This is a genomic window from Paenarthrobacter sp. PPS72, from assembly GCF_048537125.1.
In the GTDB taxonomy this organism is placed as follows: Bacteria; Actinomycetota; Actinomycetes; order Actinomycetales; family Micrococcaceae; genus Arthrobacter; species Arthrobacter nitroguajacolicus_E.
The window spans coordinates 97,453-123,181 of sequence record NZ_JBLYIE010000050.1; the positions used below are offsets into that span (position 1 = coordinate 97,453).

Annotated in this window: 26 protein-coding genes; 15 read left to right on the forward strand and 11 right to left on the reverse strand. The window is 60.7% G+C overall.

The genetic code is table 11. The features are described from left to right. Positions 1-2: 2 nt before the first annotated feature. The 5 genes from ACLRGI_RS18790 to ACLRGI_RS18810 are packed head-to-tail and all read right to left on the reverse strand — an operon-like array spanning position 3 to position 4,971. Positions 3-1,328, reverse strand: coding sequence for an MFS transporter (locus ACLRGI_RS18790; RefSeq protein ID WP_419203056.1), 1,326 nt, complete (start codon positions 1,326-1,328; stop codon positions 3-5). Between the two features lie 56 nt (positions 1,329-1,384). Then, on the reverse strand, positions 1,385-1,840 hold the full coding sequence (locus ACLRGI_RS18795) for a MaoC family dehydratase (protein ID WP_419203057.1): 456 nt from the start codon (positions 1,838-1,840) through the stop codon (positions 1,385-1,387). A gap of 32 nt (positions 1,841-1,872) precedes the next feature. Next, positions 1,873-3,114, reverse strand: a complete 1,242-nt coding sequence (locus tag ACLRGI_RS18800; protein ID WP_419203058.1) for an acyl-CoA dehydrogenase family protein — start codon at positions 3,112-3,114, stop codon at positions 1,873-1,875. Between the two features lie 10 nt (positions 3,115-3,124). Next, positions 3,125-4,015 (reverse strand): amidohydrolase family protein, encoded by an 891-nt coding sequence (locus tag ACLRGI_RS18805; RefSeq protein WP_419203059.1) that lies wholly within the window; start codon positions 4,013-4,015, stop codon positions 3,125-3,127. A 2-nt stretch (positions 4,016-4,017) separates the two neighbouring features. Further along, positions 4,018-4,971, reverse strand: coding sequence for an SDR family NAD(P)-dependent oxidoreductase (locus ACLRGI_RS18810; RefSeq protein ID WP_419203060.1), 954 nt, complete (start codon positions 4,969-4,971; stop codon positions 4,018-4,020). Positions 4,972-5,110: 139 nt separating this feature from the next. Here ACLRGI_RS18810 and ACLRGI_RS18815 point away from each other — a divergent pair, with 139 nt between their 5' ends. The 5 genes from ACLRGI_RS18815 to ACLRGI_RS18835 all read left to right on the forward strand — a co-directional run bounded on the left by ACLRGI_RS18815 (position 5,111) and on the right by ACLRGI_RS18835 (position 8,741). After that, a complete protein-coding gene (locus tag ACLRGI_RS18815) occupies positions 5,111-5,569 on the forward strand; it encodes a MarR family winged helix-turn-helix transcriptional regulator (protein WP_419203061.1) in 459 nt (152 codons plus the stop codon). A 131-nt stretch (positions 5,570-5,700) separates the two neighbouring features. Further along, positions 5,701-5,919, forward strand: a complete 219-nt coding sequence (locus ACLRGI_RS18820; RefSeq protein ID WP_419203062.1) for a hypothetical protein — start codon at positions 5,701-5,703, stop codon at positions 5,917-5,919. A 79-nt stretch (positions 5,920-5,998) separates the two neighbouring features. Continuing rightward, complete coding sequence (locus ACLRGI_RS18825; protein ID WP_419203063.1) at positions 5,999-6,529, forward strand: hypothetical protein; 531 nt, start codon at positions 5,999-6,001, stop codon at positions 6,527-6,529. Between the two features lie 88 nt (positions 6,530-6,617). Continuing rightward, positions 6,618-7,382, forward strand: a complete 765-nt coding sequence (locus ACLRGI_RS18830; protein ID WP_419203064.1) for a DUF6882 domain-containing protein — start codon at positions 6,618-6,620, stop codon at positions 7,380-7,382. A gap of 114 nt (positions 7,383-7,496) precedes the next feature. After that, positions 7,497-8,741 carry a MinD/ParA family ATP-binding protein gene (locus ACLRGI_RS18835; protein WP_419203065.1) on the forward strand — a complete coding sequence of 415 codons (1,245 nt, stop codon included), beginning with the start codon at positions 7,497-7,499 and terminating at the stop codon, positions 8,739-8,741. Positions 8,742-8,755: 14 nt separating this feature from the next. On the opposite strand, the gene ACLRGI_RS18840 is transcribed toward ACLRGI_RS18835, so the two are convergent. Genes ACLRGI_RS18840 through ACLRGI_RS18865 form a run of 6 tightly spaced genes read right to left on the reverse strand, consistent with a single transcriptional unit; the run spans position 8,756 to position 16,667 of the window. Beyond that, positions 8,756-9,673 (reverse strand): DUF6177 family protein, encoded by a 918-nt coding sequence (locus ACLRGI_RS18840; RefSeq protein WP_419203066.1) that lies wholly within the window; start codon positions 9,671-9,673, stop codon positions 8,756-8,758. Continuing rightward, positions 9,670-10,050 (reverse strand): hypothetical protein, encoded by a 381-nt coding sequence (locus tag ACLRGI_RS18845; protein ID WP_419203068.1) that lies wholly within the window; start codon positions 10,048-10,050, stop codon positions 9,670-9,672. The genes ACLRGI_RS18840 and ACLRGI_RS18845 overlap by 4 nt, the downstream gene beginning before the upstream one ends. Continuing rightward, complete coding sequence (gene eccCa, locus ACLRGI_RS18850; RefSeq protein WP_419203069.1) at positions 10,040-14,014, reverse strand: type VII secretion protein EccCa; 3,975 nt, start codon at positions 14,012-14,014, stop codon at positions 10,040-10,042. The genes ACLRGI_RS18845 and eccCa overlap by 11 nt, the downstream gene beginning before the upstream one ends. 4 nt (positions 14,015-14,018) lie before the next feature. Further along, complete coding sequence (locus tag ACLRGI_RS18855; protein ID WP_419203070.1) at positions 14,019-15,065, reverse strand: CpaE/TadZ family protein; 1,047 nt, start codon at positions 15,063-15,065, stop codon at positions 14,019-14,021. Beyond that, positions 15,058-16,407, reverse strand: a complete 1,350-nt coding sequence (locus ACLRGI_RS18860; RefSeq protein WP_419203071.1) for an EsaB/YukD family protein — start codon at positions 16,405-16,407, stop codon at positions 15,058-15,060. The genes ACLRGI_RS18855 and ACLRGI_RS18860 overlap by 8 nt, the downstream gene beginning before the upstream one ends. Next, entirely contained in the window at positions 16,404-16,667 is a 264-nt protein-coding gene (locus ACLRGI_RS18865) for a hypothetical protein (protein WP_400407495.1), read from the reverse strand. Before ACLRGI_RS18865 ends, ACLRGI_RS18860 begins: the two co-directional genes overlap by 4 nt. A 471-nt stretch (positions 16,668-17,138) precedes the next feature. On the opposite strand from ACLRGI_RS18865, the gene ACLRGI_RS18870 reads away from it, so the two are divergent. The 10 genes from ACLRGI_RS18870 to ACLRGI_RS18915 all read left to right on the forward strand — a co-directional run bounded on the left by ACLRGI_RS18870 (position 17,139) and on the right by ACLRGI_RS18915 (position 25,576). After that, positions 17,139-17,477, forward strand: coding sequence for a hypothetical protein (locus ACLRGI_RS18870; RefSeq protein ID WP_209757302.1), 339 nt, complete (start codon positions 17,139-17,141; stop codon positions 17,475-17,477). A gap of 4 nt (positions 17,478-17,481) precedes the next feature. Beyond that, a complete protein-coding gene (locus tag ACLRGI_RS18875) occupies positions 17,482-17,787 on the forward strand; it encodes a pore-forming ESAT-6 family protein (RefSeq protein WP_159735232.1) in 306 nt (101 codons plus the stop codon). An 18-nt stretch (positions 17,788-17,805) separates the two neighbouring features. Beyond that, positions 17,806-18,177 (forward strand): DUF6507 family protein, encoded by a 372-nt coding sequence (locus ACLRGI_RS18880; protein ID WP_419203072.1) that lies wholly within the window; start codon positions 17,806-17,808, stop codon positions 18,175-18,177. 4 nt (positions 18,178-18,181) lie between these two features. Beyond that, positions 18,182-20,581, forward strand: coding sequence for a DNA/RNA non-specific endonuclease (locus ACLRGI_RS18885; protein ID WP_419203073.1), 2,400 nt, complete (start codon positions 18,182-18,184; stop codon positions 20,579-20,581). 4 nt (positions 20,582-20,585) lie between these two features. Then, the gene (locus ACLRGI_RS18890) at positions 20,586-21,236 is read left to right on the forward strand and encodes a hypothetical protein (protein ID WP_419203074.1); all 651 of its coding nucleotides are present in this window, start codon (positions 20,586-20,588) and stop codon (positions 21,234-21,236) included. 263 nt (positions 21,237-21,499) lie between these two features. Then, positions 21,500-22,249 (forward strand): hypothetical protein, encoded by a 750-nt coding sequence (locus ACLRGI_RS18895; RefSeq protein ID WP_419203076.1) that lies wholly within the window; start codon positions 21,500-21,502, stop codon positions 22,247-22,249. A gap of 542 nt (positions 22,250-22,791) precedes the next feature. Next, positions 22,792-23,025 (forward strand): hypothetical protein, encoded by a 234-nt coding sequence (locus ACLRGI_RS18900; RefSeq protein ID WP_419203077.1) that lies wholly within the window; start codon positions 22,792-22,794, stop codon positions 23,023-23,025. A 77-nt stretch (positions 23,026-23,102) separates the two neighbouring features. Continuing rightward, a complete protein-coding gene (locus ACLRGI_RS18905; protein WP_419203078.1) occupies positions 23,103-23,816 on the forward strand; it encodes a hypothetical protein in 714 nt (237 codons plus the stop codon). A 130-nt stretch (positions 23,817-23,946) separates the two neighbouring features. After that, positions 23,947-24,723, forward strand: coding sequence for a hypothetical protein (locus tag ACLRGI_RS18910; RefSeq protein ID WP_419203079.1), 777 nt, complete (start codon positions 23,947-23,949; stop codon positions 24,721-24,723). A 208-nt stretch (positions 24,724-24,931) separates the two neighbouring features. Beyond that, entirely contained in the window at positions 24,932-25,576 is a 645-nt protein-coding gene (locus ACLRGI_RS18915) for a hypothetical protein (protein WP_419203080.1), read from the forward strand. Positions 25,577-25,729: the final 153 nt, after the last annotated feature.

Here is a 25,729-nt window from a genome sequence, read left to right on the forward strand (position 1 = left end):
TCCTAACTGACCGTAGAGAGGTCGTTGTTCTTAGACTCCCGCGTCAGCAGGATGAAGACAATCGATATCAGCGACATGACGGACAGGAACACCACCACGGGGACGATGCTCTGGCCGGCGTCCTTGTAGAGTCCGGCAACGATTCCCGGGGTGAAGCCCGCGCCGATCAAGGTTGCCAGCTGATAGCCAACGGCGGCGCCGGTATAGCGGTTAGTGGTTCCGAACTGCTCGGAAACGAACGCCGCAAGCGGTCCGTAGAGGGACGAGTGCAGAACCAGCGCCACGGTGAAGGCCAGGAAGACCAAGGCGATGTTGCCGGAGCTGAGCATCCCGAACATGGGGAACAGGTACAGGATGAACAAGGCCAGGCCGGTGACCATGACCGGACGGCGGCCGAAACGATCCGAGAGCCTGCCGCCTAAGAGGACGAACAGGATGGAGATGGCCGAGGCGCCTGCGAAAGCATAGAGCACGCCCTGCTGTGGTGCGCCCTTGGATACGGCATAGGTTACGGAGAACGTGGGGAGCACTACCTGGAGACCGAATCCGGCAGCACCGGCAAACATGATCATGATCAGTGCTTTGGGACGCTTCAGCACTTCCAGCAACGGAATCTTGCGTTTGCTGCCTTGGGCGCTTTCCTTGGCGACAGCTTCGGCGAAGATCGGGCTCTCGGAAACCCGTAGCCTCACGAACATGCCCACGATCAACAGCACGAAGGACAACAGGAACGGCACACGCCAACCCCAGGCCAGGAAGGCGTCCTGCGGAAGGGCGGAGAAGATACCCATGACCACGGTGCCGAGAACTGCGCCCGTCGGGGCACCCGCGTTCACGAATGACGCCGCAAATCCGCGCCGCTTGGGATCCGAATGCTCCAAGGCCATGAGTGCAGCCCCGCCCCATTCGCCGCCGACGGCGATTCCCTGGCAGACGCGTAAGACCACCAGGATCACTGCGCCCCAAGGACCAATGACGTTGGCTCCAGGAATCAAGCCAATCAAGGTCGATGCAATACCCATCATTGCCATGGAGACGATCAGCATGCCCTTGCGGCCGATTCTGTCGCCGAAGTGCCCGAAGATGATGCCGCCCAGGGGACGGGCAACGTAGCCGGCGGCGAACGTGGCATATGCGGCCACGACGCCCACCCACTCGTCAGTACCGGCGAAGAACACTTTGGGGAACGCTACCGCTGCGGCCGTTGCGTACAGCAGGAAGTCGTAGAACTCGATGGTGCTGCCCAGATAGCTGGACATGATGACCGTACGCGCTTCTTTGCGCTTGGCGGCCGTGCTCACTGGTGCGAGCGCAGTGTGTCCTGACATGGCTGTTCCTTGGGAGAGGAGGGAGGTTGATGGGGAGGTTTACTTGTCCAAGCGGCTTACTTGTAGAAGCGGGCGAGGAATTCAGCGACGACGGCGGGGCGTTCCTGGCCTTCGATTTCGATGGTGGCGTTGACCTTGATTTGGGCGCCGCCTTTGACTTCGGTGACCTCGGCGATGCTGCCGTTCATACGGACTTTGGCACCGACCTTGACCGGGGAGGTGAAGCGGACTTTGTCCAGGCCGTAGTTGACCTTGGTGGTGACCCCCTCCACGTCGAACAGTTCGCCCCAGAACGGGATGATCAGGGACAGGGTGAGAAAGCCGTGCGCGATCGGGGCTCCGAAGGGGCCGTCCTTGGCGCGTTCGGGATCAGTGTGGATCCACTGCTGATCGTCCGTCGCATCGGCGAACAGATTGATCTGCTGTTGGGTGATTTCGCGGTAGTCGGTGGTGCCAAGGTCCTTGCCGGACATGGTGAGCAGGGTGTCGAAATCGACAACGAGATTGGGCATCTTTGCCTCCTGTGTTGTTTTTTTGAAGAGATTTAGCTTGTAAAAGCACTGGCGCCGGTGAGGGCCCGGCCGATGATGAGGGCGTTGATCTCGTGCGTGCCTTCGTAGGAATAGACGGCTTCGGCGTCGGCATGGAAACGCGCGACGTCGGCGGCCAGGGTGATGCCGTTTCCGCCCACCACTTCGCGGGCGAGGGCGACGGTTTCGCGCATCATCAGGGACGTCTGCATCTTGGCCAGCGCCGAGTCCTGGTCCCGGTAGATCCCCCAGCCCTGCTGCTCGGTCAGCCGCACCACCAACGACAAACACGCGGTGATGTTGCCGAGCATCCGTGCCAGCTTTTCCTGGACCAACTGGAACGACCCTAAGGACCTGCCGAACTGTTGGCGCTCCTTCACATAGGCCAAGGCCGCTTCGAACGCGCCGGCCTGGATGCCGGTGGCGATCCAGGCAACGTCCGAGCGCATCGCTCGCAGCATCGCGGCGACGTCCTTGAAGGAGTTCACGTTATGCAGGCGCATGGCCTCCGGAACCCGGACGTTGTCCAGGATGATGTCGGCGTTCTGCATCATCCGCAGCGAAGTCTTCCCGTGGATCTTCTCCAGTTCTACTCCGTCCGCGACACGGTCCACCAGGAACGCTTTGACCTGTCCGTCGGCGACGTCCCGGGCGAACACGCACAACACATCCGCCGTGGAGGCGCCCCCGATCCACCGTTTCGCACCGTCCAGAACCCAGCTGCCGCCGTCGGAGTCTGTGCCGCCGTCGGAGTCTGTCCCGGCGCCTGGTTCGAAGCGCGCGGTCGTAGACAGTCCCCCGGCGATGTCCGAACCGTGCTCGGGTTCGGTCAGGGAAAAGACGCCCTTGAGGGAGAAATCGATGACCTTGGGCATCCACTCCTTCTGCTGCTCCTCGGAAGCGCCAACCCGGATCGCGGTCCTGAACAGCCCTGCCTGGGCGGTGTACCAGGTGGCCAAGGACGCGTCGGTTCGGGCAAGTTCGAAGATCCGGAAGCCGTGGAAGATCCCCCGTGCCGGGGTATCAACGGTAAGGTCCGCCGGTTCCATCAGGTCAAGGTCAATCAAGGGCCGCGCCAGTTGCTCGGGGAATTCGCCGCGTTCCCAGTACTCGGCCAGCAAGGGCTTGGCTTTGGCATCCAGGAAGGTCCGCAACCGGCCCAGCACTTGCCGTTCTTCGGTGCTGAGCAGCGCTTCGGCGTCGTACCAATCCGCCACGGAATACAGCCGCTCATCCGTCTCTGTCACTGCCGTCATCGCGCGCATCTCAGCCGCCCAGCCCCAGGAGCCTGACCGCGTTATCCTTGAGGATCTTCGGCCGGATTTCGTCTTTCAGCGGCAGGTCAGCGAACGCCCCCAACCACTTCTGCGGGGTGATCAGCGGGAAGTCCGTGCCGAAGAGGACCTTGTCCTGAAGCACCGAGTTGGAGGCCTTCACCAGCGATTCCGGGAAGTACTTGGGCGACCAACCGGAGAGGTCGATGAACACGTTGGACTTGTGAGTAGCGATCGAATTCGCCTCGTCCTGCCACGGCACCGAGGGGTGGGCCATGATGATCTGCAACCCCGGGAAATCAGCAGCCACCGCGTCCAACAACAGAGGGTTCGAGTACGCCAACTTGATCCCGTAACCGCCCGGAAGGCCCGCGCCCATCCCGTTCTGGCCGGTGTGGAAAATACACGGCAAGCCCAACTCCTGAAGGATCTCCCAGAGTGGGTAGAACGTCTCGTTGGACGGATCGAAACCCTGCAGTGAGGGATGGAACTTGAACCCCCGGGCACCCAGCTCAACGGCCTGATGCTTCGCCCCGGCAATGGCGTCCTCCCCCGTCCTGGGGTCCACGCTGCCGAACGGAATCAGCACATCATTGTTCCGGGCAGCCCCGGCAATCAGTTCCGGAATGTTGTTCGGCTCATGCTTGAGCTGCGTCCGGGCGTCCACGGTGAAAACGACGGCGGCCATGTTCAGATCGCGATACAGCTCAGCGATCCTGTCCAGCGACGGACTCCGGTCCTCTGACTTGAAGTACTTAGCCGACGCCTCCGTCAACACTTCCGGCAACGATGCGTGGCCGCAACTGTCCACTTCGAGGTGGACGTGCATATCAATTGCATCCAACGCCGAAGCGTCGATGCCCAGCTCGTAACGATCGGCCATGATCAGCGCGCCTGTGCGGGTTCAGACGTAACGGTTTCGGGCTGCAGCTCCGTGGGCAGCGGCAGGAATTCTTCACCGAAACTCTGCAGCGCCTCCGCACCGAACAACGAGCCGGCCTGTTCCTGCAGCGCTTCGTAGCTCCAGCCGCCCTCGCGGAACTCGGTGCTCGCCGCCGTCGGGTGCGTCCAAACTTGCAGCCGGTCACCACCGGCGCCGATCGCCTGGCCGGTAATTCCGGCAGCCGCATCAGAGGCGAGGAAGGCAATCAGCCCGGCGACGTCGTCGGCCGTTCCAAAACCGAGGTCATGGCGGAAGAAGGACGGCATGGCCTCGCCACGCTCCTCCGCTTCCACAGCTTTCCGGAAATACGGGACCGTCTTGGTCATCGCCGTCGCCGCCACCGGGATCACGGAGTTCACCGTCACCCCGGCCTTCTTCATCTCCAAGGCCCAGGTACGGACCATGCCTACGATCCCGGCTTTTGCTGCCGCGTAGTTTGTCTGCCCGAAATTGCCGCGCTGCCCTGTCGGCGAACCGATGGTGATGATCCTGCCGGCGATGTTGTTTTCCTTGAAGTACGCGAACGCCTCACGGACACACGTGAACGTGCCTTTCAGATGGACGTTGATGACCAGGTCAAAATCCTCGTCCGTCATTTTCAGGAGGCTCTTGTCGCGCAGGATCCCGGCGTTCGTCACCATGATGTCCAGGCGGCCGAACGCCTCAACAGCGCCCGTTACCAAAGCCTTCGCGGCATCAGTGGAACCAACCGGAACCACCACCGCGACGCCCCGGCCGCCGTCGGCCTCAATCTGCGCAACAGCCTCCGCAGCGGTCTGCGCGTTTACGTCATTGATCACGACGGCGGCACCGTGGCGGGCGAGTTCCCTCGCGTATGCAAGTCCAAGACCCTGTCCACTCCCGGTGACGATTGCAACCTTGCCGTTCAAGCTCATGGCGTGCTCCTTCGCATGCAGTAACCGGCTGGAGCCGGTGAGGCCGATCCCACTGCATCGTGAGATCCTTGTCATGATCAATGAGAATACGGATCATTGAAAAAGTCAACGATTGTTTTTCATTACTATTGGAGTTGTCATGGGCCCGCAAAGCACCGAAGTGGAAACCCCGCGCCTGGCCGCAGCAAAAATCGGCAGCGACGTGGGCCTGTTGCTGGCCAAACTGCATGCCACAGGCTCACTCCTGAACAACAAAGCACTGGCCGACTACGGCCTCCGGGAACGATCCTTCTCTGTGCTGACACTCGCGTGCAGCGGGCTGGAACCTACACAACGGGAGCTCGCCGATTTCCTCAGCCTGGATCCGAGTCAGGTGGTCAGCCTCGTAGACGACCTGGAGCACCGCGGGCTGGTCAAACGAGCCCAAGGCAAGCAGGACAGGCGTGCCAAGATCATCGTCTCCACCGCAGAGGGCCGGCGGATCCATAACAAGGCGCGGGCAGCACTGGAAGTGTGCGAGCAGACCCAGCTCGCGGCGCTCAGCGAGGAAGAGAACGTACAGCTGAGGGCGCTGCTGAAAAAGGCGTTGTGGGGCTAGGTTCGGCACCGCCGGCCCGAAGGCTGCCAGCCCGAACCTAGGCAATAGATGGACATCTGCACAGCGGCCCCCGGCCGCCGTATGCACCTGTCCATATCGGCATCGAGGCGCTTCTGGCAGGATCGGAAACTATGGACTTCCCTCTCTTTCATGATCCCCTGCAGGGCGCCGTCACCGTTGACGCACCTGTTCGTGATCCTCAAATCCACCGACAAACCCGCACCACCAATCGGCCGGCCCTGCAGGCAACGCACGGATCAACGCCTGCGCGAAGCTCGAGGCAGCGCGAGGTGGCCAAGGTTGCCGAAGACCTCCAGGCCTTGATGGCGAGGACCACCGGGCGGCACTAGCTAGCCTTCAGTCCCCGTAAGTCGCTGCGCAGGTTGGGTAGTATCCAGACGAGTAGTCGACTTCTTGAGGGGCTGAACCGTGAGCTTGCACATCTGGTACCTGGTGGATCTTTCTGCTTCTTCAGCGGAAGCGGAGAGTGCCGTCCATCGGATTCAGGAATGGCTGGTAACCACAGGATGGGCCGGTGCCGAACGGGAGTCCGATTGGGTTGAGGGCCTCTGCCTGACACCCGGACCGCGAGCCCTTGAGCGAGGGCTCGCAAAGTCAGGCAGCAATTTGACCCTGATTCATGACCGGGATTACTACTCCATGGGAGAGAATTTCGGCCCTCCCCCCTGCCCTGCCTGTGGGGCGACGCTGGATGAAGACATCCTGTTTGACGCCTATAGCGACTGGGCCGACACCGACTGGACACTTGAGACGCAACCGAGCGTCTCCTGCGACGCATGCGGGGTAGAGAAACCCGTGGTGGACTTCGCTGATGAAAATTCCCGCGTTGCGCACGGCAACCTCGCCATTGCCCTGCATGCCTGGGAGCACGAAGAGCTTTTTGCGGCGGTCGAGGAAAACTTTCCCGGACATTGGCGCACGATTTACAGCCACACGTAACTTTCAGCAGCAGCGACAAATGGCACTTATCAACAACCGGCCTTCTTGACTTGCTTCACTGTCTGGCCCCATGTCTAGGCTGGGTCCCATGACTGAGCTGACCTTCCAAAACATCGTCGACGACGGTGCCATCCTTTTCCTCGAAACCCATCACATGCAGGACGATCGTTTTGAGGAATGGGGCTACGAGCGTTGGCACACTGCCGATCAGTTCGCCAGTGTGGAATTCCACTTTCCCGGGAGAAGTTCAAAGCATTTGCAGACTGCTTTTGTGGGAACGTCCGGCCCTGGTCCCAAAAGTTTCCTGTGGGGATGGGCGAATCCGAATGTTGCGGCCACGCCTGCCCAAAAGGAAGTCTTTGACCAAGTAGTCGCATTCGGCCGGCACTACGGCATTGAGGAACTGACCAATGGTGAGGTTCCCTTCACCAGCATCGTCCCAGCATTTGCGGATGAAGAAGTCAGGCTCAGCGCTGAAAAGGCAGGATCAACCTTGGTGGCCTTCAAGATTGCCACCGCAGTGAAAATGATTACCGGCCGGGCGAACCACTTCATATCCGACATCGGCCGGGGCTCCATGGCCGTGGTCGCTTATAACCACGGCAGCCTGGAGCTGGGGCCGCCATCAGCCCTCACCTTCCAGATGCGCCTCATGGAGGCGGTGGCCGCAGGCATGATCATGGACCACCGCCGAGCCGTGGAAAGCTACGCCCGCTTCAGGCTTCAGAAACCGGTCACCGAACCGTCTCCGGGCACCTTGGAACTAACGTTCGACGACGGTCAGGCCACGATCGTGTTGGACGAGAACAACAGGCTGACCACCATGAATGGATCATTGACCGGTTCCCAATAACAGGTTGGCTGGACCGGCGCAGGACACGTGACATGACCCGCCATGCCTACCCCGGCTAGTATCACTGGTTGGAGCGTCGCCAAGATGCATAGCGGAATATCGAAGGGTACAGCGATGGAACTGGGGGCCACACGCGTCGAAGTGTCTGCCGACGGCAGGGTAACGGTTGGCGGAGAGGCCATCTCACCGCCCGAGGGGATTGATCCTTACTCGGCCGCAATTGCGGTACTGGCCGACTATGCCAAGTCGTCCGGAACTCCGGTTCTGGCGGACGCGATAGACCATGTCAAGGGGCAAGAGGGCCGGTTCCACGTGCACCCGGACGGTCGTGCAGAAGCGGTGACAGGATTCCCGGGTGCCGTGGACGCCTCCGCTGCGGAATCAGCTCAAGCCCCCGAAGGGTCCGCAGGGACTCCCCCGGCAAAACCAAGCTACGGTTCCGCGCATCTTGAGACCCAGTTCGTCAGGCCGGACAGGCCACGCCCCACCACTGGAATCCGCGGCGCTCTGTATTCGGCTACGGGAGGTTTCGTCAACCTGGGCCCCAGCGCCAAGGACCAAGACGAGGCCGAACTGGAGCGCCGGATCGCCCGTCCCCTGTCCGGCAGCTTCAACACAGCGATCCTCAGCCTCAAGGGCGGCATCGGCAAAACATCCACCACCGTGGGTGTAGGAATGATCCTTGCCGAATACCGCGGTGACCACCCCTGCGCGATCGACGCCAACCCTGACAGCGGGGACCTGGCCGAGCGTGCACTCGGTGAAATGCTTTACCAAAAGGTCAAGCCGCGCACCATTACGGACATCGTCCGGGACATCGACCAGATCACGTCCCTGACCATGCTCACCGATTACATGCATCACGCCAACAGGCTGCACCTTGTGGCAGGCGAGCAGGATCCCGCGTTGTCCGATGCCCTCACGGCCGCTGAGTATCTGAAGATCAAGCACTTGGTTTCGCAGTACTACTCAGTGACTCTCACTGACTGCGGCACAGGCGTGTCACACCCGGCCATGGCCGGAGTGCTCCCTGAAGCAACCAACTTGGTCATCGCCTCCGGCTACGCAGTGAGCGGTGCCAAGCGTGCCCGCAATACGCTCCAATGGCTGGCCGACCATGGGTATGAGAATCTGGCAGGAAACGCCATTGTGGTGGTCACGGACAAGGACCAGGTATCCAGCCGAGTCAACAAACGTGCCATTGAAGAGCACCTTGCCGGATTCTGCCGTCAGCTCATCACTGTGCCTCACGACCGCGGCGTCGCAGACGGCGATCGCATCTCTTTGGACAAGATTTCGGGCGGGACCCGGCGTGCTTACAAGGAGATCGCCGCAGCGATCGTGGACGGCTACGTCTAGCCGGCAACAAGCCCCTACGGGCTACCCTGTGCCACCGCGTGTGCCGCACCGAGTATCTGTTGCTGGGTGCGGCCTGCAACGCCACCATCCCAGGCGGATGCCGCCGGGTAGCGGATGGCCAGATGCTGGAAGGGCGCGTGACCCAAGACCTCGGCGGAGATCCCGGCGGACTCCTTCAAGAGGGGTTCAGGTACTCCCGGGTGCAACTGCGGCCCCAGTACCAGCAATTGCGGCACCCTCAGGAAATCCTGCCCCACGCGGACGCTGAGCCCTGAGGCCCCAACGTGAAGTTCCATGCCGAATTCCTGCACGTTGGCCCCCAGCGCTGCGGCCTCAAGGGCAGCGGGATCGGCAAGAGCATCGATGCCGCGAGCGGTGATCAGCACGTCGAATGCCTCCACCACACCTGCCTCCGTACGGTACGCAGTCACTGCACCGGCGAATCCTTGCCCGGAAAGCAGCCGGATTCCCAACGGCATGTCATCCCGAAGCCCTGCAGTCAGCACAGCAAGGTCCCATGGTTCCTGAAGAGGCTCTGCGGGACCCATGTACTCCGGAGTGCACCCTGCAGCAGCCAACATCTCGGACGTGAAGGCTCCCAGCGTCAGGTCGCCCGAGGCAGCGTGCAGCACACTGCCGAACATCACGACGGCGGGGCTCACCTCTGGCGCGCCGGTGGCGGCAGAGACATCGGTGACAACCAGGGCATCACGTACCTCTCGGTCGGGTCCTTCCACCACCCAAAGAATTCTTGCGGCTTTGAGAAATGCCAGCAGCGGGTAACTGACGGTCGCTTCAGCAAGTGTCTGCAGTGCGGTGATGCCATTCCCCGCCGAAGCAGCGGCAGCCCCCTGAAGGTCCCTGCGCAGCGTCCTGCTAAGCCATGGACGGCCCGCAGGAGTGGGAACGGGCACCAACGGTATTGAACTCATGCTCCCCATTCCGCGTTGATGACCTCGTTGGACTGCGGATCAATGAGAAGTCCTTTGGTGCCGATCACCGTGATCATGAGGAAGGCGCGCACGGCCTCAGCAGTGTCTTTGTCATAAGGGCAGTTGGCCTCAGAGACCCAGGCGTCACCGGCAAGCTGGTGGGCCACCTCCTCACCAAAGACCCGGCGCACTTCAGAATTCGGCACGTTCAGGGGAACGCTGATGAGCCCCAGATCTGCCCCCGCGAGATTCACCACAAGGTTCTCGGAGCCCTCCACGGCGTTGACAAAGAACTTGTTTTCGAACTCGCCGCAGGCATAGGCGAACCGGCCTTCGCGAGGATCCTCATCGCAAATCAGGTGAAAGTCATAGCTCATGGTGAACAACCTCGTGATCCTGGTAGAAGGTCTGGACCGTCACTGGTGAGCGGCTGGTACGAAGAATTCTTGCCCTACCAACAGGTAGAGGAACAGGGCGCTCCCCGTTGGCGATCACTCCTTCTGAGCGGTCTCCGGAGAACATGATCACGGGAGCGCCAGCGGCCCGGAGACCGGCAATGAAGTGATCGTGCATCATCATGCCGCTACCCGTGGTCCTGCTGGTGACCATGGCGAAAAGACCAACGTCGGCCCCTGAGGGAAGGTAACTTGCAAGGGCCCGCAGCGGCTGGTTTCCCGTGGCCGCCAAAATGTCATAGTCGTCCACCAAGAGCACGATCTTGGGGCTACGGATGGGTGCGCTGCTTCCATCGCCTAAGCGGTCCCGCGCCTGGCCTGCAACGAATTCCGCCAGCTGGGATGCCTTTTGTGCGTTGGACGCGTATTCACCCAGATACTCATCAGGGATGAAGTCCTGCAGCTGCTGTCGAGGATCGAACACCGCAAAGGCCAGCTCACCCGGTTGGTGCGAGGCCATCAGCTGAGAGGCTGCCGTCCGCAGCAGGTTGGTCCGGCCGGTTTCAGGGTCCCCAACAACCACGGCTCCCCTGTCCGCACCCAACAAATCAAGGTTCTCAGTGCCGGCGTCGTGCTCCCGGACGCCCAACGCAATGCTGCCGCGGACAGGACGGTGGTCCTGTCCGAGCCGCGTGATGGCGGGCAGGATGCGCACCGGAGGAGCGGTCAAAGCACTGTACTGGTGCAGGACCGCACCCAGTTCAGCCAGTTCCTGCCCGGCATTGTCCAGATCCGGGGTTGGGGACAGCGATGGAAGGGCGAAGTGCCCAATGGTCTTGCCCATTGTGAGGGCACGTCCTGGCCGGTTTGCCCCAAGAGTTGTTGCCAGGCGGCGGTCCAGTGAATCCGCGGGATCAGCAAGGTGCAGCTCAATCCTTGTTCCCAGGAGCGACTGCCTGGACATCCGGACGTCGGACCAATTCCGCAGGCTGACCACCACGTGAATGCCCAAGGTGCTGCCGCGTGTCATGACGTCATGTACTGCTTCCTCCAGTTCGGGGAATTCGGAGGTCAGGCTTCCGAAGCCGTCGATGAAAAGGAAGGCATCGGTGCATGCCAGCTCTCCGAGTCCGCCCCTGGATCGGAGAGCACGCATGGCTTGCAGCGAATCCAGTTTGTGCTGGTCAAACACCGATTGCCGGACGTTCAGCAGTCCTTGGACCTCTTCAATGGTTCTCCGGAGCAGTTCCCGGTTGCCGCGGCCGGCCACCCCGCTGCAGTGCGGAAGCCCCGCCAGTCCTGCGAGCGCATTTCCAAGCAGGTCCACCGCGTAGATATTGATGTCATCCACCCCGTGGCTCAAGGCCAACGATGCCGCGATGGTTCGCAGCGCAGTGGATTTTCCGCTCTGCGGGGCGCCGATGATCGCGAGGTTGCCGCCGCGGGCGGTGAGATCCAGGTGCCATGGCCCTTGCCACTGCCGGGCGGGGTCGTCCAGGATCCCGACGGCGGGGCTGAGGTATTGGGGTTGGGCGAGCCTGGGCCCTATGGAGGTGAGGTCCAGTGAGGCACCGGTTCCCGCCAGGGACCCGGCAACCGGCAAAGGCGGAAGCCATACGGGTTGGGTTAGGCGCGGCTGTTCGGCGGCGAAACCCACGACGGCGGAGAGGATGGTTGCGCTTTCTGTCTCTGCCGGGGAGCGCTTGCCTTCTACGGAACCGCCCCTCATCATCGTGCTGCTCATCAAGGCGTCATCAGAGACCTCGGTGATCGAATCTTCTGCCAGGCGGAAGGACTGCACGGGGACGGACTCCGCAACTGTATCTACGGCGTCGTCCTCCGGTAAGGGCAACGCACCGGAGACGTATGCCGCACGGAATCGTTTGAACACGGTGGTGTCCACCTTGAGGATGCCGTGGCCAGGGGTACTTGGCAGGTGGTAGGCATCGGGGACATCAATGATGGTCCGGCTTTCGCTTTCCGAATTGGTGTGGAGTGCTATCCGGTAGGCCAAATAGGTATCCAGACCGCGGAGCATGCCTTGCTCCACTTTCTGGGATGCCAAAAGCAGGTGAATGCCGATTGAGCGGCCGATCCTGCCGATGGACAGCAGAAGGTCAATGAAGTCTGCACGGGCGGTCAGCAACTCCCCGAACTCGTCAATGCACACGAACAAGTAGGGCAAGGGCTCAGCAAGTGCCGGGTTATCGGGGTTCCTGCTGCGGGCGCTCCGGTAATCGTTGATGTGGGCAAAGTCGCCGCCGTTCTTCAGCAACTCCTGCCTGCGTTTAACCTCTCCCGCAAGGCTGGAGTAGATTCTGTCCACCAAACTGGCATCGCTGACCAGGTTGGTCACCAAACCTGAAACATGCGGGGCGGCTTCGAAGGGGGCGAACGTCGCGCCGCCCTTGTAGTCCACCAGGACCATGCTGAGGTCCTCGGGATAATGGGTGGCGATCAACGACAGGACTATTGTTCGCAAGAGCTCGGACTTGCCTGAGCCAGTTGCGCCCACACATAGTCCGTGCGGTCCCATTCCTTGCTGGGCCGGTTCTTTCAGGTCGAGGTGAACCGGTGTTCCGTCCTCGTCTTCTCCGATGGCAACCCTCAAGAAGTCCGAGCCTCGTTGGCTCTTCCATAGCCGGAGCATGGCCTCGGCTGTGTAGTCGGTCAGACCCAATGCCTCGGCGTAGCTGCGCGAAGACTTGTGCTCCCCGAATTCGTGGGACAACTCCGAAAGACGCAGCGGAGCCAACGCCCTGGCTACGGATTCGGCAACCACCGGAGGCACGTCATCAGCAACGCCTTGCATGGTTTGGCCGGTGGCGGTAGCTTCCAAACTCAGTGCGTCAGAAGAGACCATCAGACGGAGATCAACGCGTTCCGGCTCATGTTGCTGTTCGGCCAGAAGATGGATCCGCGTTACCGCGAGCCGGGTCAACGGGAGGTCAGTGGGAACCCCGGGGAGCGCGGCAGCGTTTTGCCCCGGGAGGTCCGTGATAATAATCAGTCGCGGAAGGGCATCCGCGGGGACTTGTTGGAAGTTTCGAGCGGCGCTGTTGACGGCTGTGAGCCGCGCGCCCAAGGAGTTTTCCAACAGGCCGGCCAGTTCGGTCAAGGAACCAGCCCTGCGAAGTGTTCCGCGGTCCTGAAGATGCGGCAGCCATTTGGTCCACTCCCAGTTCTCCAGCTCGGCTTCACCAACAACGATCGCCAGCTCCACGTCCTCGGGAGACTGCGCCGACGTGAGCTGACAGATCAAGCTACGGCACACCATCAGTGCCGGCTCCCGGTCTCCCACTATGGATACGTCGGACACTGCACCCAGCGGCAGCGTCAGAGGCATATCAGGATTGCTGCCAAAACGATGGCGAAGCTGTTCGGCTTCAGAGAGCATGAAAGCATCCGGCCGTTCAACAGCATCCCCGCTGTCCTGAATGGTGATGGGCCTGCGCGGAACACTGCCGGTGCCGAATCGGGTAACCAGGAAGTCAGGGCTTGTCCGGCGGCGTTCCCAGAGCCGGTGGGGATCGTTGACTACGCTCTGCACCAAGCGGTTCACCGGCGGATGGGCCGCATTTGCGCCAGCCCGCGCACGTTGTTCTTCTGCCTCAAAGTCTGAGCGGCGGCGCCTGAGATAGTCCATATACAGGCGGCGTTTGGTCGCCCTCTGTCGCGTAGCCTTGCCGCGCTGGGAGAACATGAGCACAACCGAAGCCAAGACGGTGGCCACCATCATGATCGCGCCGATGCCGGCCAGGGATGACCCCCGGAAGAGCATCATGACCGTTACCGATGTAGCCGCTCCCAGCATGGGCACCAGGGCAAGGAGGTTCATCCCGCCGGCGCCCCCGGCCAGCTGCGGCGGGGCGTCCAGCTGTGCAGCTTGGGGTGTCTTTTCGGGAAGTGTGGTCCGGGCAGGACGATGGACTATCCGTGTTGTCATGCGGCTAGGCCCTGTTTGCGGCCATCAAGGCCTTGCCGGTGAGTTCCGTAGCCGCGATCCTGGTTCGGGAGCCCAGCCGGCTGAGCTGAAGGCTGCTGCCACTGGCCAAATGCCGATCATAGGGCAACACACCATCGCTCAGTGCTGCCTCATGATTCTGGCGGGACCGTACCACCACTGCCACTTGGTGAACGTCCGGGAATGAAGTGCCCAGCGACTCCTGGAGTGACGCGAGTTTGGCCGCCTCCGGGTTTCCGGGCGGTGAAACCAGGACCACGGCGTGCGCGGTTCCCAGCAGCGCGGCCGCATGCCGGGACAAAGGTGAGGCACCGCCGTCGACGACTGTTACCGCCATAAAGCGCGACAACGTGGATGAAACGTCTGTCCACTCCTGCAAACCGATCGGCGCGTCCGCCAAGGCGGGAACGTCAGCCCTCCCCGCCGCGAAGACGTGGTTGCCGCAGGCGGCAGCGTTCTTGACGGAATCGGGCAACGTACGGACCGGTTGTGTACGGAACTGCTGCATAAGGTCAGTTAATAGGGCGGTTTGCGAGGCTCCAAGGTAGCGCAGGAGGTTGCCGCTGAGATCAGTGGCATCCACGGCTATGACTGGCTCCTGGCGGATGCCGCCCAGCAACTTGGCCATCAGCGCTGCAACGGTAGTAGAGGCCGCGCCGCCTGCCGTCCCCAAAATTACGATCCGCCGACCGGTGGTGATGGGGGCTTCAACCGCTGAGCTCGCCCTGATGAGGCGCTCGGAAAGGGACCCGGAAGTCACGGCGTCGGTCACCTCGAAGCGGACACGTTCCCACCAGGTGTCACCACTTTTACGGCGTGATACAGCACCGCTTGTGGCGTGTGGCGCAGGGACGGAAGGGCTCGACGGCGGCACCTCAACTGGCGCTGTCTTCGGCTCCTCGGTAGGGGCCGCCGCCATGGTGGCATCTGAAGCGGCTGGGGCTGGTGTCGCAGTGCCGCCCATACCCGGAAAGCCGCCCACCGGCGTCGTCGGCTGGCCTATGGGAAATCCTGAACGCGTTGTCTCAGCCAAAAGTCTGTCCTAGCTGTGTGTAGGCCCCGGAAAGCCCGAGTACCAAGGGAATCGTGGCCAGGACGCACAAGAGCTCCAGCCGTGAGGCGATCACTCGGAGCCTGGCGGCAGTCTGTTCCCTGACCGTGACCACACAGGCAAGCAGCACCAAGACAGCAAACGCTGCTGCCACAGCAAGCCAGAGAGGCTGTTTAGTGGCCAAGGCAAAGACCTGGGCGGCACCCCAGCAAGCGCCCGCTGCTGCCACATAAACCCCGGCACGCTGTGCGAGCAACGGCAGCGCCAGCCCCCTGAACGTCAAGGCACCCAACAACGCCACCGCAAGCAGCACCGCCCAAACAGGCCGGTTCTTCGCCGTCGCAACCACCACCACCGCAGTACCGGCCACCAAAGCTGCGATGAGCGTCCAGCCCGTCAGTGTGGCGTGTGCTGCATGGACGGCGTCCAGCGTTGTGCTGCGAGTGATCCGTTTGCCTTGGCGTTGGTCGTCGTCCAAACCACTAAGGCCGGTCAGTACTGTAGCCAGCCGGGGCGCAACACCCAGCGCAAAGATGGCCACGATGCCTGTGATTCCTGCCGATAGTGGCTGGTCCCGCGTGCTGAAGCCCAGCACTGCCCACGTTCCCTCCAGAACCAGGAGCAGCCCGGCACTTGAAAGGAACGGTATGTACTTGCCGGTTGCCACGCCGGACGCAACCGCGGCGAGGACCAAAGCGCCGGACAAGAGCAAAGCTCCAGTCGCAAAAGGCGTCACTATGAAAGCTGTGGCACCGGCAGTGGCCAGCCCGGCGGCTACGAACGCCAGTCCACCCGGGACGGTGCGAACGCGTCCGGCTATGGCACCGAGCAACATCAAGGTGGCAGCGATCGTGATGCCGATGAAGGCTGCATCCCTGTTTCCGGTTCCACGCAGAACCACCACGAACGACGAACAGGCAGCAGCCATCAACAAACCGGCAACGGTCGCGAGGCCTACGGTCCTCAGCGGCCCGGCCCACAGAGCCGGGAGTCGCTCTGTTGATTCGGCCGCGAAGGAGGGGACATCGTAAACGTCAGGCGCTGCCGGGACATCGCGTTCCTCGCGGAGATAGAGCATGGAGCCATCAGGGATGCCTGCCTGACGCAGCGTCAGTGAACTTTCCAACGTGATGCCTACGCTGGTGGTCAGCACCGATGTAGTAAGGAGCGCGGTGGTGGCACCGGCGGATGTCCTGGCGCTGGGCTCGTTCATCAGACTCAGGATCTGCGGCATCAGCGATGCAATGGGTTCATCGGAAGGGAGCCTCACATCGAGGTGCCGGTGCGCCGCGATGACGGTGACCCGGCTCAAGGCCATGCTCATGGGGTTCCTTCGATGAGAGTTGCTGATGCTGACGTCACGGCCTGTTTGGCCGCCTGTTCACTGAGCAGATGCTGGACAAAACTGAAACCAACACAGATGGCGGCGATGAGCGCTGCGATCAGTAGTGACTGCATGAGCCGCGTAGTTGCCGTCTTGTAGTTTCGTTCCTGCGGGTTCTGCCCGAACAGCAGTGAATCGTCGAGTCTATGCTTCCTTACCCGGGCGGACTCAAGCAGCCGGGAATCATAATCTTCAGCCATGTGCGGCCTCCCCCATCAGGCTCCTGTACGGCGTCATAGTGCCATCAACCCTATTCCATGGGCCGGTTTCAATACGGTCCAGACCCTAGCATCTGCCCGTGACAATGTTTGCTCCAGGGCTCCGTGTGCGGGGGTCGCGCCATTCAGTTGCGTGAACGCAAGGTTCCTTGTCGTTGACACCGGAGCACTTAGGTGGTGGTGGGGAGCGCTCATTTTGGGTGTTTTCAGTACCTAGAGGGCCCTGAAACGGCACCTAGAGGGTGCTTTTCGTCCCTGAGTGTCCCCTGCGGTGGTGCAGGGTGAACTGCGTGGGGCTTCGTTCCGTAACCGTTTTTGGTTTGTGACTAAGCCGTCACAGGAGACCTTGTTTCTTGTTAGTGCATCGACTGGACATAACAAGCCGTGTTCAGCATGCTGTTAAAGTACTCAGGCACCACCGACCACCGCACTACCTACTTTTTGGGGGAACCAATGGCCATCTTTGACATGGGCGCCGAAACGCTCGGGCACCTGAGCAAACAAACCGACGCGTCCCACCAGGACCTCGGCGCCCTCGTCCGGCGCTTCGTAGACGCCGTCACCCCGCTCGAAGGCAAATTCAGCGGCGCCGGCAAAGCCGCGTTCGACTCCTTCAAAAACCGCTCCGACCTCGTCGCCTCCGAACTGAACACCGCCCTGGCCGGCATCGTGACCGGCCAATCCGGCATGAACACCGCCTTCACCCAAGGCGACCAGACCGCCTCGGATAACGCACGCCGCTCAGAAGGAGCCGCGAACTTCGACGCCGCACGATTCCAAGGACGGGCATAACACCATGACCACCAACCGCATCGCCTACGACACCAACGTCTCCGCCCAAGTCCAATCCGACATCCAAGCCCTCGCCGCGCACCTCGAAACCCTCATCGCCGCCCGCCAAGCCGACGTCAACCAGGCCATGGCAGACTTCCGCGCCGACGGCGTCGACACCGAATACCAGGCAGTCGAAACCCGCTGGACCGCCGCAGCCGACGAAGTCAAAGCCATCATCGCCCTGGTCCGCACCACCCTGGCCACCAACGACGACACCGCCACCACCGCCGCGACCTCTGCCCGCAACGCCGTGCAGAGCATCGGCTAACCCGGCAGCCTCTCACTCATGGCTGTGTGGAACATAGACGTGGCCGCCGCGTCTTCCACCATCAAAGCAACTGCGGCACAAATTGAGGGCGTCCAGCCCTCCCTTGAAGGCATGGGCAAGGCCTTGCAAGAAGCCGCTGCCGCACTTCCTGGAGACGCGGCCGTGGTCCTCGCTGCACTCAATGACGTAGTGGTTCTCGGACTTACGCCGCCGGCCACTGAGGTGGTGAGCCGCTCGGAAAACGTCATCACGTCCACTGCTCAGGCGCTGAACTTCTACCAGCAAGGTGACCTGACCATGGCCACTGCGGCACAGCGTAGCGCAGGCCAGGTAGATCAACACGCCGCGGCTGCGCCGCATGGCGGCCCTGCGAAAATCTTAAGGGACTAAGAACATGTCGAATAGTTCGGACGTTGGCCCCTGCGGGTTGAATCCCGCCGGCGGGTTCGCGCTGCCCGACGTTGATGCTCTGGACGCTGCGGCAAAGTCGCTGAGGCAGCACGCCGATGAGTTCCTCTCCGGCGTAGCGACCTCGACGGCGATCTGGCGCGGCCTCTCGGGCTCCTACTCCTCGGATGAGTCCCCCACTGTGCTCGCCGCGTTCGGCACCGTCATGCCCTCAGCACAGCGCGTCCAGGGAACAGCGGTGTCCACCTCCGCGGCCATGGCAACTTTCTCGTCAACATGCCGAGACCTGAAGCTGCGCCTTGAGGCTTACGGCCGGAAGGTTCATGCACTAAACGCTGACATCGGCGCTTTTCCGACGTCAGTGGAGAAGGTCACAGTCGTCAAGGACCAAGTGATCACCAAACGTGTGGATCAGCATTGGTCCGGGGAAGCCGATCTGACCGCCCGACATGACACGCTCGCCGCCGAAGTCAAAGCGATTCATGACGACTACCTCGCGGCACAGAACGCCTGCGCAGGTGCACTGTCGTCCGTCTCCGGCGGGGAAACATACTCCGCCTCCCGCCCCTCCGGCCCAGACGTGAAATCCGGCCACTGGCTGGACGACGCCCTGTGGAACGCCGGGACATTTGCAGGCGTAGAACACCCTCAAGAGGAGTACCCTTGGGGCAAAGCAACGGTTCCCTACCGCCCGAATGGGACGTTGGGACTGCTGCAGGGTTTCGGGGCCGGAGCCATCGAACTCGTCGACGGCGTCCTGACAATCTCCGGCTTGAGCGGCAACGACCTCAAGGAACAACAAGCATGGGCCGGTATGCGTGCCACCGTGGGAGCGCTCGGCACACTGGCCATGACGCCCCTGTCCCTCTGGGACGAGCCCCGCAAACAACGCGAAGCCGCCGACGTCAAGAAAGCCCAAGACCTACTCGGCTCTGCGGGACCAGCCTTCATACACGCCGATGAAGCGGACACCAACGCCAACTGGGCAGCCGGCGCGACGAGCTTCAACATCGCCAGCATTGTTGGAACCTACGGTGTTGGAGCAGCCATCAAATCCGGGGTTGTCACCAGCAAGCTGGCCTCAGTAGCCGAACATTTCAGCGTTGCCACAGTGCAGAGCACACGCCTCGGGAACCTCTCGGCCCTGCTCGGGACCACCGCGAATGCGCTCAACACCACCTCAGTGTTTCTGGCCAAACCCGGCTCGCTCACCCTAAAGATCTCTGACATCCTCATGCCAAACACCACGGCCAAGGTGCAGGACGCAATGACCAAGGCCAGCGCGGCCACCTGGTCTGCGATCACCGTTGCAACAAACACCACCGTGGAGGCAGCCGGCGGCGTCAATCGGGTTATGGCCAGCGGGCTCGAGCGCGTGGCCGACGGTTTCCGGTCGGTCGAATCCGGCATCCCTGCTGTTATCACGCCAGATCCCAGCGGTGTCATGACCCGTAGCAGCATGGACACCGGCTTCCCCGACCGGCTCGACAACAAGGCCGCCACCATCCGCGAGAACAACCCTCCGGCATTTGTGCCGCCTAAGGCCGCTAGCACAGACGTGCCCACCCATCCGGCCGAACCCTCCGTCGTGCCCGACCACTTCGTCCTCGCCACAAAAGTCGAAAACACGGTAGTCGTCAAACACGGAGACTTGCTCTTCCCCGTCAGCCGTAGAGACAACTTCGCCGCCAAAACCGGACTGCAGCCCAACACCGAGTACATCGTCGACCACCGCACCAAAATGAAGGACGCTGACGGGGGCCACAACGCCAATACCCTGGAGAAGTTCTATACCGACGAGAACGGCACGGTGACCATCGTGAACACCTACGCCGGAGTCAGAGGTGCCTGGTCCGTGGAACTGAACAAGCCCATGCCCAACGTCACCTACAACGTCGTCGCCCAAGTTGACGGCGGACTGCAAAACACCTTCACGATTAAGATGGACAGCAACGGGCACCTCGAATCAGCCAAGGGCCACATCGTCTCAACCCTGGCCAGCGACATAAACCGAAACGGCTATCAGCAACGCAAGGCCGGCTGGCTTGGCGGCCCCGGCTACGACGGCGGACATGCTGCCCCGTCCTTCTTCGGATTCATAGGTGAGCGCGGCGGGGTCTTCCCCCAGCACGAATGGCAGAACCGCAAGGCGGGGACACCCAACGAAATCGACGAGGCAAACAACTTCCACGACACTGAGACGGAAGTCATCGCCAGAGTAAAACGAGACATTTTGGCGGGCAAACACATCGACCTCAGCTGGGAGATCGATCTCGTGCCCGGAGAAAAGATAGGCTTGCCAAGCTCTCTACAACTTGAATACAAATTTGGAGCTGAACGTACGCGTAGGTTTGAATATAGCAACCTTGAGCTGAGGGACCCTTGAGACAATGACTACATATGACCTGCATCGTCACCCCTTGGTAATGGCGGGCCTTGAACGACTCCAAGATGAAGCCTTTGGTCATAACGGCTTTGCGCAAACAATGGACGAAGTTGTCGAAATCGTTGTGAGCCGGCCTTCGTCGCTGTACCTCCGGGGGCACATGGTTTCGGGGACGACTGTACTGGATCGCGACCGCGGCGCAAGATTCACTCGCGAGGCGTTGAACGGGTGGCTTGATGAATGCCGACTTGCAGCCTATGTGCCTGGCAGAGGCACTTGGACCACAGCAGAGGTCCACGTCTTTCCGAACATTCCTGGAAGACTCGATCTCTACGATGAGGAACTTCTTGACCGAACACCCGACGGCGAATGGTACCCGGGAGCCAAGCCATCTGGAGCCGCAACCTGGGCACAGCAGTTGCTGAGATTCCCACGGACTGTCGACAACATCCCCCCTTGGTTATGGGAAGTTTTCCGGGCCGAGGACTTGGCCCCGCCGATTTATAACCCTGAGTTCAAGTCTGTTGATTGGAAGAACCGGCGCCGACCGGTTACTGACCGAGGAACTGACTTTTCGATTGAGCCAACTGTTATCGATCCCTCGCTAGAGCCTGGTGTCTTCGCCAAAATCAGCAAGAGGCTGTTCGGAGCGTAGACGACCGAGACCGGTCAGCGGTGCTAGGCCATTAGAGCCAGTCGGAAGTCTTGCCACCTTCCAGGCGCTGCCCGCCGCCGTCGAACCTTAGATCCTGAGGAAGATGAAGGTCATCACCGGGGCTAGGCAACGCCTAGCGGCAGGGAAAGGTTTTGATCTGGACGAGGAGATTTCGTTGATGCCTGGACGGATGCAGACACTCACAGTGGACGTTAATGTCGCACCGAAGGAGGCTAGTTTTGATTCACGACAGGGGGCCCGACGTGGCAGGCGCCATTTCAAGGGATCTTTTCGATTCTGCGTTGGACGATATTGATCTCGACTTGCAGTTGGGCGGGCGGGAAGCGGCACCTGGGGATGTGGCGGCGAGGATTCTAGCGACGCTTCCGATTCTTGAACGTCTGGATACACGCCCGATGGAGTGGGTTGGAATTCCCCAAACTGCTGGGCAGATCGCGGGATCCGACACTATAGGACGCACCGTCGAGGAGCTCGTCGAACTTGTTGTAGCCGGTGCCCGAAAGGACGATGCCGGGAGCTTTCACCCAAGTTGGGGTTATTTCGTGCAGCTCGTCTCATACGTCAAAGGGACGGAACGAGGTACAAGCCCCTTTCGCGCTGCCATCAGCGATGGAGCACACGACGGATCTTCCAGCGATTCGTTCTCATTGACCTTTGAGAAAGCGCAGGTGGAGGGTAAAGACGCCATCGTCGACACCTTTGCGTCATTGGTGGAGGTCTGGAGACCTACACACGGCGGCATCTTCGGCTACGAAATCAGCCGACGAAGACGCGGGGAACAAATCTGGTACCCGCCAGTCGGCGCACTGACGTACTCAGCGGCAGACAGCCGCTACGTGCTACCCGACAACGAACTCGTTGAGTTGCGCCTTCTGCCACAGGGGGTGCTGGCCGTGCTCAAGGAGTGGTCCTTGGATGCCGTCCTCGCGTACGGCGAGGCCTTCAGGGCTGTCAACGACGGTATCCCCCGCAGAGCTGCCGGGACCGGGTAGAAGTATGCCCCTACCAGGGAGACTGTCTAAAGGAGGGCGCAACGGTGCCGGGAGACTGCCACACAATCTTTGATCCAGCTTTGGGTACGCTGAGTCTCAGGCTCCAATTGGGTGTAAGGGCCGAGACGGCACATGAGATTGCTGCGACAATCCTTGCCACCGTTTCGGTACTGAAGCGGCTCGATCCAAGGCCTATGGAATGGATCACGGTCACCAGAGCCGCTCCGGCCACCGCGGGAGGCGACTTCCTACCCCGAAACATTGACGAAGCAACGTCACTAGTGGAATCCGGGGCTCGCAAGGATGATGCCGGCAAGTTCTATGAAGGCTCTGGATACTTCGTTCAGTTAGTCTCTTTTCTAAACGGGACCGACCGCAGTGTGAGCCCCTTTCATGCATCGATTGCTGACGGAGCGAGTGACACCCCTTCCCACAACTCCCTCAAGCTCACCCTCAAGCAGGCGATGATTCCGAGTCGGGAAACCTTCGTAGCCTGCTTGGTTGAGCTCTTCGATCTATGGCTCCCTGAGAGGGGTGGCCTCTTGAGCTCCGCAATAACCAGGAAAAACCGAGACCAGCCCATCTGGTACCCACCAGTTGGGGTTGTCACCTATTTCGCTAACGACAGCGGCTACGTCCTCCCGGAAGACCCGCTAGTCGACCTGCACCCGCTGCGGAGGGGCACTCTGGCAGTCCTCGAAAACTGGACCTTGGACGCTGCCCAAAAATACGAAGCCGCATTCCGAGCAGTCAACAACAACCAGCCTGCCAACTGAGTTCCCTTGGGTGATATTAGGCAGATTGCGCAGTGCTCGGCTCTTATAAGTAGACGACACGAACGAACAGGTTGTTGATGAACCGGACAGATACATATGCACGACCCGTAATCTTCGGACGGTGGCCGTCGCGAGCCGAAGCCCAACGGGATATAGCCGAAAGAATTCTGAAGACTCTCAGCGGTGTCGAGTCAGCGTTGGGCCTAAGTTTGGAGTGGTCTGTTGACGTTGGTGGGGAGGCAGAATTTGAATTCCTGCCGTTTCCTACAGATAAGGAACCGGAGAGCGTCAATCTCGAACCTTTTGCCAAATTAGACGACGCCAATAAAGTGTGGATGAAAGGCGGTCTCGCCCTACTCCTCTACGGCAGGAAGGATGGACTCCCAGAGGGAGGCCTTGTTTCCGTGACTGGCACGGTAGGTGCAACCACCCGCAGGGGCAACTCTCTCAAGATAGCCTTCCTAGCAGACGATGCCAGCAAGTTACCGGCAAGCGCGAGTCTGACCGCGCTTGTTGAAGCTGTTGGCGAGATTTGGAACGCTGACTGGATTGCTGCTCTGAGTGACGAGATAGTCGAAAAGGTAGATCGGCGTGCTGATGAAGCTGGCATCGGGCTTGTAACTTACTGGGCCGATAGCATGCAACCGCCATTGCCGTCGTTAGACGAAGTATCAGTTCGAAAGACGGCGACAGGAACGCTCGCAGTGGTTCGTGATTTAGACAGTGAGCGAGCAGTTGCATACGCCCGCAAGGTCTATTCAGCAAGAAGTTGGAGCCACAGGCAGTCATAGGAGCAAACGTCCGGCAACAAGCCGCTCTGGTACAGAGTGCATTCCGGCATGAGCTGCACTCGCCACACAGCGGCGCACCATCGGAAACGGGGACGGTCTCGATTCACATCAACTACTTGCCACCAGGACGATGACACAGGTGTATGCCGAAGAGGACGACGTGATAGGTACTGTTGCAGCTGAATTGTTCGATCCCGCCTTAAAGCGTATTTCGCTTCGACTGCAGTTGGGTGGGCGCAAGGCGGGTCCGGAGGACATTGCGACGAAAGTTCTGTCGACTGTCAACGTTCTGGAGGGCCTGGATACCCGACCCATGGAGTGGCTCCACGTTAACTACGCAGACCAGCGAATAGGCCACGACAATCGGCTCCCGCGAACCCACCGGGAAATGGCACTTAGCGTGGAGGACGGCGCCCGAAAAGATGACGTGGGGACCTTCTACCCGAGCTGGGGCTACTACGTCTCCATACTCGGATTCCTCGCTGGAAGTGATCGCCGGGTATGCCCCTTCGAAATCTCCGCGGCGGACGGTGACCAAGATGAGCGATCCAGTGATTCCTTCAACCTCAACTTCTCCGAAGCGTTGGTCCCCGGACGCGGCGCGTTCGTTGACTGCGTCGCTTCCCTCGTTGATCTTTGGGAGCCCACCCGGGGTGGGATCTTCAGCTCCGCAATAACCAGGAAAAACCGTGACCAGCCGATCTGGTATCCACCAGTCGGGGTGGTTAGCTATTTCGCTAACGACAGCGGCTATGTCCTGCCGGGTGACCCGCTAGTCGAACTGCGCCCGCTACCGAAGGGCACCCTGGCGGTCCTCAAGGACTGGACCTTGGACGCTGTCCAAAAATACGAAGCCGCATTCAGAGCCGTCAACAATGGGATCCCGAACGGCCGTTCCGCGAGCTAGGTTACTTTCGTTGATATTGGCTAGCCCACGCGGTGCGCAGCTCTCATTATCGAAATCTGGACAGAATCCATCCAGCTCGGAGCTGAACGGCCCAGCCGCTAGAAGAAGTCCAAGTCGTGGAACGGAACCAACTCACTCACTGGTTCGACTCCGGAGAAAATAGTTCAGAATATTTCTCCAACTTTCCGCTTTCTGAGGAGGCATTCGAATGATGACAGGAACGCAGATTTCTGGGGTCGAAGTGGATAACGGTCTCCAAAGGCTGCGGATTGAGGCCTTCGCCCAAGGCGGTCTGGGGTTCGGAGCAGAAGCAATCATCAGCCATGTCATCATGCATCAAGCCTGGAGCCGACGAACAGAGGATATCCTCCAGGACGGTGTCTGGGGGTTCATCCATAGTTTCCAAGATTTCTCTGTCGAATCCATGGACTACTGGCTCAAAGATGTCCGTCGTAGCTCATATGTCCCAGGCATTGGAACATGGACGAGCTGCAAGGTATATCTCTATCCAGATTCGGCTGGAAGACTTGAGGTCTTCGACACTGAGCTTCTCAGACCCGCTCATGAAACATCTATCCCTGATCGTCCGGCGGACGCACTGACGCTGTTCCAGGATCTCAAAGCGTTCCCGAGAACGCTGGACAACATACCGCAGTGGATGTGGACGGTGTTCCGAGCCGAAAGCGTCACACCGCCCGTCTACAACCCCCAACTGAAAACAGTCGAGTGGGCCAACAAACGCCTCCCCGTCACCGAAAATGGCACCGATTTCTCCGTCGAACCTGAAATCATTGACCCATCCAAGGAACCGGGCGTCTTCGCGAAGATCGGCAAGAAACTCTTCGGCGGATAAGCAGAACCAACTCAGGACGGAGCGCCTGTACTAACACCCGTTTCGCGGGGTCCTTAGCCTGGCGGATTATTAGACGGAGCCCATACCCTACGTGTCAGGCTGGAACGGTACCAGGGGCTCATAGCAAGTCCGTTTAATCGCGTGGGGCGAGAG